The organism is Candidatus Streptomyces philanthi (assembly GCF_059553635.1).
Genome location: NZ_JCANQV010000239.1, coordinates 1 through 9,283, shown reverse-complemented (window position 1 = coordinate 9,283; position 9,283 = coordinate 1). Strand labels below are relative to the sequence as shown.

Annotated in this window: 2 protein-coding genes; both read right to left on the bottom strand. The window is 74.9% G+C overall.

The genetic code is table 11. From position 1 onward, the window contains the following. A partial coding sequence (locus AC51EU_RS22910) for a type I polyketide synthase (RefSeq protein ID WP_496268922.1) occupies nt 1–1,813 on the bottom strand: 1,813 nt, incomplete at its 3' end. Continuing rightward, a partial coding sequence (locus tag AC51EU_RS22905; RefSeq protein ID WP_496268921.1) for a type I polyketide synthase occupies nt 1,810–9,283 on the bottom strand: 7,474 nt, incomplete at its 5' end. The genes AC51EU_RS22910 and AC51EU_RS22905, both read right to left, overlap by 4 nt.

The following is a 9,283-nucleotide window of genomic DNA, read 5'->3' as shown; positions in this document are numbered from 1 at the left end:
ACCCCTCCGCATCACCGAACATCACCTCCCGCAGACCCCCGTCGAAGTGCCCCAGCACCTCATCCAACGCCTCCGCGAACACCGGGAACCGGCCATACAACTCACGGCCCATCCCCACCCGCTGCGCACCCTGCCCCGAGAACAACACCGCGAGCCTGCCGCCGGCCTCCGCGCGCCCGCGGGCCGCCTCGGTCAGTTCGCCGTCGGTGCCCTGGGCCAGCAGGACGGCACGGTGCTCGAAGGCCGAGCGGCCCGAGACGAGGGAGAAGCCGACGTCCACGGGTGATGCCGTGCCCGTGAGCGAGGAGATCCGTTCGATCTGTGCCGTGAGCGCGGCCTCGGACCGGGCCGACACGGGCCAGGGCACCACCTCGGGTGCCACCGTCGCGTCCGCCGCCGGTTCCTCGGCGGGTTCGGCCTGTTCGATGATGACGTGGGCGTTGGTGCCGCTGATGCCGAAGGACGACACGGCGGCCCGCCACGGGCGGTCGGTCTTGGGCCACTCCCGGGGCTCCGTCAGCAGCTCCACCGCACCGGCCGACCAGTCCACGTGGGACGACGGCACGTCGGCGTACAGCGTCTTCGGCACGACACCGTGGCGCAGCGCCAGGATCATCTTGATCAGGCCCGCCGCACCGGCCGCCGCCTGCGTGTGCCCGAGGTTCGACTTCACCGAACCGAGCAGCAGCGGACGCTCCGGATCACGGTCCTGGCCGTAGGTGGCCAGCAGCGCCTGCGCCTCGATCGGATCGCCCAACGGCGTCCCCGTACCGTGCGCCTCGACCACGTCCACGTCCGACGCCGACAGCCCGGCGCTCGCCAGTGCCTGCCGGATCACCCGCTGCTGGGAGGGGCCGTTGGGGGCGGTGAAGCCGTTCGAGGCGCCGTCCTGGTTGACGGCGGTGCCGCGTACGACGGCGAGGACGGGATGGCCGTTGCGGCGGGCGTCGGACAGCCGCTCCACGAGGAGGACGCCGACGCCCTCGGACCAGCCCGTGCCGTCGGCCGCGTCCGAGAACGCCTTGCAGCGGCCGTCCGCCGCGAGCCCGCCCTGCCGGCTGAACTCCATCAGGGAGCCGGGGGACGCCATGACGTTCACGCCGCCGACCAGGGCCAGTGAGCATTCGCCGGCCCGCAGGGCGTGGGCCGCCGTGTGCAGGGCCACGAGGGAGGAGGAGCACGCCGTGTCGACGGTCACCGCCGGGCCCTCCAGTCCCAGCGTGTAGGAGAGCCGGCCGGAAGTGGCGCTGGCGGCGATCCCGGTGCCGATGTCGCCGGTGGCGTCGGCCAGGGAGCGGACGAGGAGATAGGCGTAGTCCTGGCCGTTGGTGCCGATGAACACGCCGGTGCGGCTGCCGCGCAGGGTGGCGGGGTCGATGCCGGCGCGTTCGACGGCCTCCCAGGAGGTCTCCAGCAGCAGGCGCTGCTGGGGGTCCATGGTGACGGATTCCCGGGGCGAGATGCCGAAGAAGTCGGCGTCGAAGTCGCCCACGCCGTCGAGGAAGCCGCCTTCCTGGCTGACGGCGTTGCCTCGCTCGTCGACCCCGGCGTGTCGCAGGGCGTCCAGGTCCCAGCCGCGGTCCGTGGGGAACGCGCCGATGGCGTCCTCGCCCGCGGCCAGGAGCTGCCACAGGTCCTCGGGGGTGTGGACGCCGCCGGGGTAGCGGCAGGCCATCCCCACGATCGCGAGGGGCTCCCGGGCCGCGGCGACGAGCTTCTGGTTCTGGCGGCGCAGGTGCTCGGCCTCCTTGAGCGAGGCGCGGAGGGCTGCGACGACGGTTTCACTGGATGTGGTCATGGTCCGCTCTTTCAGCGCTCTTGGGAGGACTGGCTGTCGAGTGCCGCCTGCACCAGGTCGGCGACGTCCATCGCGTCGATCGACTCGTCGTAGGCGTCCGCCGCCGTCGCGTCGGCCGCGTCGCCGGGCGCGGTGGTCTGCTGGGCGGCGAGCTTCAGCAGGGGTTCGAGCACGCCGATCTCGCGGAGTTGGGCCACGGAGACGGAGGCGAGCAGGGCCCTGATGCCGGCCTGGTCGACGCCGTCGTCACCGGTGGCTTCCGCTGCCCCGTCCTCCGGGACGAGCAGGCCCAGCAGATGGGTGGCCAGGTCGCGGGGGTTGGGGTGGTCGAAGACGAGGGTGGCGGTCAGGGAGAGGCCGGTGGCGGCGCCCAGTTGGTTGCGGAGTTCGACGGCGCTGAGGGAGTCGAAGCCGAGGTCCCGGAAGGCCCGGTCGGCGCCGACGGCTTCGGCGCCGGGGTGTCCGAGGACGGCGGCGGCCCGGGTGCGTACGAGGTCCAGTACGGCTTCGGAGCGCTGCGCGGGCGGCAGGGTCGCCAGCCGCTCGCGCAGGGCGGTGCCGCTGTCCTCCTCGGCGGCCGGTGCGGCCGGGTCGGGCCCGGTGGTGGCGGGGGCCAGTTCGGTGAGGAGGGCACTGGGGCGAACGGCGGTGAAGGCCCGTACGAACCGGTCGGGGTCGACGTCGGCGACGACCTCGGTGGCGCGGCCGTCCATCACGGCCCGGCGCAGTGCCGTGACGGCGAGGTCCGGGTCGAGGGGGCGGATTCCGGTGCGCTGGGCGAGGGCGGCCGCCCGGTCCCCGGCGGCCATGCCTTCGCCGCCCCAGGCGCCCCAGGCGAGGGAGGTGGCGGCCAGTCCCTGGGCGCGGCGCCGCTCGGCGAGGGCGTCCAGGTAGGCGTTGGCGGCGGCGTAGTTGGCCTGGCCGGGGTTGCCGACGGCGGCGGAGGACGAGGAGAACAGGGCGAACACCGCGAGGTCCAGGTCCTTGGTGAGGTCGTGCAGGGCCTGGGCCGAGGTGGCCTTGGCGCGGAAGACGTCCTCGTAGCGGTCGGGGGTGAGGCTGTCGAGGACGCCGTCGTCGATGACGCCGGCGGTGTGGACGACGCCGGTCAGCGGCGCCTCCTCGGGGATGCCGGCCAGGACCTCGGCGAGCGCGTCGCGGTCGGCGGCGTCGCAGGCGGTGAGGGTGACGTCGGCGCCGAGGGCGGTGAGGTCGTCCCGCAGGGCGTCCGCGCCGGGCGCGTCCGGGCCGCGGCGGCTGAGGAGCAGCAGGTGGCGTGCGCCGGAGCGGGCCAGTTCGCGTGCCACGTGGGCGCCGAGTGCTCCGGTGCCGCCGGTGATGAGGACGGTTCCGGTGGGGTTCCATTCGCGGGTGTCCCGTCCGGCCGGTACGGGGACCAGGCGGCGGCCGAGGACGGCGGAGGGGCGGATCGCGAGCTGGTCCTCGCCGCCGGGAGCGGCGAGCACCTCGGTGAGGCGGGCCGCCGACCGGTCGTCGAGGGTGCCGGGCAGGTCGATGAGACCGCCCCAGCGCTGCGGGTACTCCAGGGCGGCCACCCGTCCCAGGCCCCATACGGCGGCCTGGGCGGCGCCGGGCTCCGGGTCGCTGGGGACGGCGGCGACGGCGTCGCGGGTGACGCACCACAGGGGCGCGGCGAGGTCCGCGTCGCCGAGTGCCTGGATCAGGGTGGTGGTGAGGGCCAGCGCTTCGGGGGCGTACGCCGGGTGGGCGGGCTCCGTGGCGAGGGCGAGCAGGGAGACGACCGCGGTGAACTCGTGTCCTGCGGCGGCCTGCCGCAGCAGGTCGGCGAGGGCGGTGCGGTCGGTGCCGGGTGCCGTGAGGCGCATGGTGTCGGGGCCCAGGGCGGTGACGACGGCGTCGACCCACGGGTCCTGCTCGTGCCCGGCCGGGACGACGGCGAGGCGGGTGCCCGCCGGGGTGTGGGAGGGCGTGAGGGTCAGCGGGGTGAAGGTGATCTGCTGCCGCCAGCCGTCGACCGTGCCGGACGTCTCGCGTCGGCGGCGCCAGTCCGCGAGCGCGGGGAGCACCTTGGACAGTGCCTCGCGTTCGACGTCGAGCGTCGCTTCGAGTGCGGCGAGGTCCCCGTCCTGGACGGCCGTCCAGAAGCCGTCGTCGGCGGTGGTGGTCGCCGGGGCGGTGTCGGTGGCCGGGGTGGCGGGCCAGTACCGCTGGTGCTGGAAGGGGTAGGTGGGCAGGTCGGTGCGGGGGGTGCCGGTGCCGGTGAGGACGCCGGACCAGTCCAGCCCGACGCCCGCGACGTGCAGCCGGGCGAGCGCGGTGGCCACGCCCTCCTGCTCCCCGCGGTCCCTGCGCAGCGCCGGTACGGTGACCGCCGGCGAGGAGAGGGCGTCGAGGGTTTCCTGCGCCATGGCGCAGAGCGCGCCGTCGGGGCCGAGTTCCAGGAAGGTGGTCACGCCGCGTGCGGCGAGGGTGCGGACACCGTCGCCGAAGCGGACGGCCTCACGGACGTGGCGGACCCAGTAGTCCGGGGAGCACACCTGTTCCGCGGTCGCCGCCTCGCCGGTGAGGTTGGACACCAGCGGGATCGCCGGGGCGTCGTAGCCGACGCTCCGGGCGACCCGCCGGAAGTCCTGGAGGATGGCGTCCATGTGAGGTGAGTGAAACGCATGGCTCACCCGCAAACGCCTAGTCTTGCGGCCTTCGGCGGTGAACTTCTCCCCGATGGTGAGGACGGTGGCCTCGTCGCCGGAGACGACCACGGAGCGGGGTCCGTTGACCGCGGCGATGGACACTCCGTCGGTCAGGTGCGCCCGGACCTCGTCCTCGGTGGCCTGGACGGCGACCATGGCGCCGCCCGGGGGCAGGGCGTCCATCAGCCGGGCCCGCGCGGCCACCAGCCGGCAGGCGTCGTCCAGGGAGAAGACCCCGGCGATGTGCGCGGCCGCGATCTCGCCGACGGAGTGTCCGGCGGCGAAGTCGGGGCGGATGCCCCAGGACTCGGCGAGGCGGTACAGCGCCACCTCGACGGCGAACAGCGCGGGCTGGGTGAAGCCCGTCCGGTTCAGCCGCTCCGCGTCCTCGAACATGACGTCCCGCAGCGGCACCTCCAGCTCCGTGTCCAGGCGTGCCGTCACCGCGTCGAGGGCCTCGGCGAACACCGGGAACCGCTCGTACAGTGCGCGGCCCATGCCCACGCGCTGCGCGCCCTGGCCGGAGAACAGCACCGCGAGCTTGCCGCGACGCTCGGGGACCTCGCCCCGTACGACCTGGGGGTGGTCACGTCCGTCGGCGAGGGCGGCGAGGCCAGCGAGCAGGTCCTCGCGTCCGTCGGCGAGGACGGTGGCGCGGTGGGTGAAGGCCGACCGGGCGGCGGCGGACCGCGCGAATCCGGTGACGGTGACGGTGGGACGGGCGGTCAGGTAGGCGTGCAGCTGCCGGGCCCGGTCCCGCAGGGCGTCGGGGACGACGCCGGACACGGGCACCGGCAGCGGGCCGCCCGCCTCCTGGGGCTCGGGCGCGTCCGCCGTGGTGGCGGGCTGCTCGATGATGACGTGGGAGTTGGTGCCGCTGGCGCCGAACGCGGAGATGCCGGCGCGGCGCGGGCGGCCGGTACGCGGCCAGTCGGCGGCCTCCGTCAGCAGGGCCACGGCTCCGGCGGTCCAGTCGACGTGGGCCGAGGGCTCGTCGATGTGCAGGGAGCGGGGCAGCACGCCGTGGCGCATCGCCAGCACCATCTTGATCACACCGGCGACGCCCGCGGCGGCCTGGGTGTGGCCGAGGTTGGACTTCACCGACCCGAGGAGCAGCGGGCGGTCACGGTCCTGGCCGTAGGTGGCGAGCAGGGCCTGCGCCTCGATGGGGTCGCCGAGGGTGGTGCCGGTGCCGTGCGCCTCCACGGCGTCCACCTCGGACGCCGCCAGTCCGGCGCTGGTCAGCGCCCGCCGGATGACGCGGCGCTGGGAGGGGCCGTTGGGCGCGGTGATGCCGTTGGAGGCACCGTCCTGGTTGACGGCCGAGCCCCGCAGCACGGCGAGGACCTCGTGGCCGTTGCGGCGGGCGTCCGAGAGGCGTTCGAGGACGAGGACGCCGACGCCCTCGGACCAGCCGGTGCCGCACGCGGCGGACGCGAAGGGACGGCAGCGGCCGTCCGGCGCGAGGGCGCCCATCTCCCCGAACTCGACGAAGTTGACCGGGCTGGACATGACCGTCACACCACCCGTCAGGGCGAGGGCACACTCCCCGTTGCGCAGGGCCTGGGCGGCCAGGTGCAGGGCGACCAGGGACGACGAGCAGGCGGTGTCGACGCTGACGGAGGGGCCTTCGAGGCCGAAGGTGTAGGACACCCGGCCGGAGAGCAGGCTCGCCGACTGCGCGGTCTGCGCGTGGCCCAGCTGGCCCGCCTCGGGCCGGTAGTCGCCGGAGCCGCCGCCGATGAACACGCCGGTGTCGCCGCCGCGCAGTCCGGCGGGGTCGATGCCGGTGCGCTCCAGGGCCTCCCAGGTGGCTTCGAGGAGGATGCGCTGCTGCGGGTCCATCACCATCGCCTCGCGCGGTGAGATCCCGAAGAACCCGGGGTCGAAGTCGGCCACGTCGTAGAGGAATCCGCCCTCGCCGGTGCCGGCCCGGCCGCGGCCGTCCCGGTCACCGTTCAGCAGGCGTTCCAGGTCCCAGCCGCGGTCGGCGGGGAAGCCCCCGATGACGTCCGTCTCGCCCATGAGCAGCTGCCACAGGTCCTCGGGCGAGCGGACGCCGCCCGGGTAGCGGCAGCTCATGCCGACGATGACGACCGGGTCATCGGCGGTGCCGGTGTCCTTGGGCCGTGCCACGGCGGGGAGTTCGTCCGCGTCCTCGCCGAGGAGTTCGGCCCGCAGCCGGTCGGCGAGCGCCTCGGCCGTGGGGTGGTCGAAGACGAGGGTGGCGGGCAGGGTCAGGCCGGTCGCGGTGGTGAGCTGGTTGCGCAGGTCGACGGCGGTCAGCGAGTCGAAGCCGAGGTCCTTGAACGTCTGGCCGGACGGGACGGCGTCGGCGTCCGCGAACCCGAGGACCGCCGCCACCTGGGTGCGGACCAGGGTCTGAAGCATCTCGGTGCGTTCCGCCTCCGGGCGGGCGGCGAGTTCGGCCCGCAGGCCGGTCGCGGTGCCCGCCGTGGCCTGCTCGGTGCCGGCGGGGTCCGCCAGCGCCTCGCGGGCCTCGGGCAGTTCCCCGAAGAGGACGCTGGGCCGGTTGCGGGTGAAGGCGGGCGCGAACCGGTCCCACCGTACGTCGGCGACCGTCACCGACGGGGTGCCGGGGCCGAGGGAGCGGGCGAGCGCGGTCAGGGCCCGCGCGGGGTCCATGGCGGGCAGCCCGTTGGCCCGCAGATGGGCGGCCAGGCTGTCGGAGGTGGTGTCGGCCCAGCCGCCCCACGAGACGGTCACGGCGGGCAGTCCACGGGCGCGCAGGGTGTGTGCCAGGGCGTCGAGCTGGGCGCCGGCCGCGGCCTCGGTGGTCCGGCCGCCGGCGCCCCAGGTGCCGGCGATCGCGGAGAAGAGGACGAACGCGTCCAGGGGACGGTCGCCCGCCGCCGCCTCGGCCACGTCCGCCAGAGCCGCCACGTCATCGCGCAGCGCGGCCAGGGCGGCGCCGGGCTCGGCGGCGGTGGCCGCTCCGTAGGCGTCGGCGTCGGACGGTCCGGCGGTGTGGACGACGGCGGTCAGCGGTGCGGGGAGCGCGGCGAGCGCGGTCAGCAGCGCGTCACCGTCGGACGGTGCCGCGTCGAGGACCGTCATCGTGACGCCCAGCGCTTCGAGGTCGGCGCGCAGTCGCTCCGTGTCCGGTGCGGTGGGGTCGGCCAGCACCAGGTGCCGGGCGCCCTCGGCGGCGAGCCAGCGGGCGCAGTGCCCGCCGGTGCCGGACACGGGGCCCACGACCAGGACCGTGCCGGTCGGCCGCCACGGCGTGGTGGCGGTGTCGTCGGTGGCGCGCACCAGGCGCCGTCCGAAGACGCCGGAGGGCCGCAGCGCCACCTGGTCCTCGCCGTCGGTGCCGGACAGGACGGCACGCAGCCGTTCGGCCGTGCGCCGGTCGGGCGTCCTCGGTACGTCGACCAGGCCGCCCCAGCGGTCCTGGTGGTCCAGGGCCACGACCCGGCCGCTCCCCCACACCGCGGCCTGGGCGACGGAGACCGCGGTCTCCGAGCGGCCCACGGTCACCGCGTCGCGGGTGACGCACCACAGCGGGGCGTCGATCCCGGCGTCCGCCAGCGCCGCCACCGCCTCGTCCGGCCAGGCCGGCCCGGTGGGCAGGGCGTCGGTGTACGGGGCCGCGAGCAGGGAGACCACGCCGGTGAACTCCGCGCCCTGGGCGGCGAGTTCGGCAAGTCGGGCGGTGAGGGTGTCACGGCCGTCCGGGTCGGCCGCCACGGTGACGGCCGACTCGCCGAGGGCCGCGAGCACGGCCGTCTGCCATTCGTCGTCGGCGCCGTCCGCCGGGACGAGCGCCAGCCACGCCCCGTCGAGGACGCCGGGCGCGGTACCGGTCAGCGGCTTGAAGGTGACCCGGTAGCGCCAGCCGTCGACGGCCGAGCCCTCGACGCGCCGGCGGCGCCAGGCGGACAGGGCAGGGAGGAGGGCCGACAGCGCGGCGTCGTCCAGTTCGAGGCTCTGTGAGAGCGACGAAAGGTCCTCGCGCTCCACCGCGTCCCAGAACTCGGCGTCCACTGGGTCCTGCCCGCCGTCCCGCGGCAGCCCGGCGGGCCCGGCCTCCGGCCAGTACCACTCGTGCTGGAAGGGGTACGTGGGAAGGTCGACGCGGCGGGCGCCGGTGCCGTCGAAGATCCCGGACCAGTCCACGCCGACACCCGTGACGTGCAACTGGGCGAGGGCGGTGACCAGGGCGGTCTCCTCCGGGCGATCCTTGCGCAGGACCGGGACGGCCACCGCCGACTGATCCAGGGTGTGCTGGGCCATCGCGGTCAGAACACCGTCCGGACCCACTTCGAGGAAGACGCTGACGTCTTCGGAGGCCAGGGTGCGGATGCCGTCGGCGAAGCGGACGGTCTCACGTACGTGCCGGACCCAGTAATCAGCCGTGAGGCCGTCGGTGGCGAGTTCACCGGTGACGTTGGAGACCAGCGGGATCTGGGGCGCGTGGTAGGTCAGCTTCTCCGCGACCTGCCGGAAGTCCTCCAGCATCGGGTCCATCAACGGCGAGTGAAAGGCGTGGCTCACCGTAAGACGACGCGTCTTACGCCCGTCGCTCGCCAACTCTTCAGCAATGCGGAGGACTTCAGCCTCGCGCCCGGCGATGACGACCGCCTCGCGACCGTTGACCGCAGCGACCGACACACCCTCGACCAACCGCGCGACCACCTCAGCCTCGGCCGCCTGAACGGCCACCATCGCCCCGCCCACCGGAAGCGCCTGCATCAGCCGAGCACGGGCCGCCACCAGCGCACACGCATCCACCAGCGAGAACACCCCGGCCACATGCGCCGCCGCGATCTCACCGATCGAGTGGCCTGCC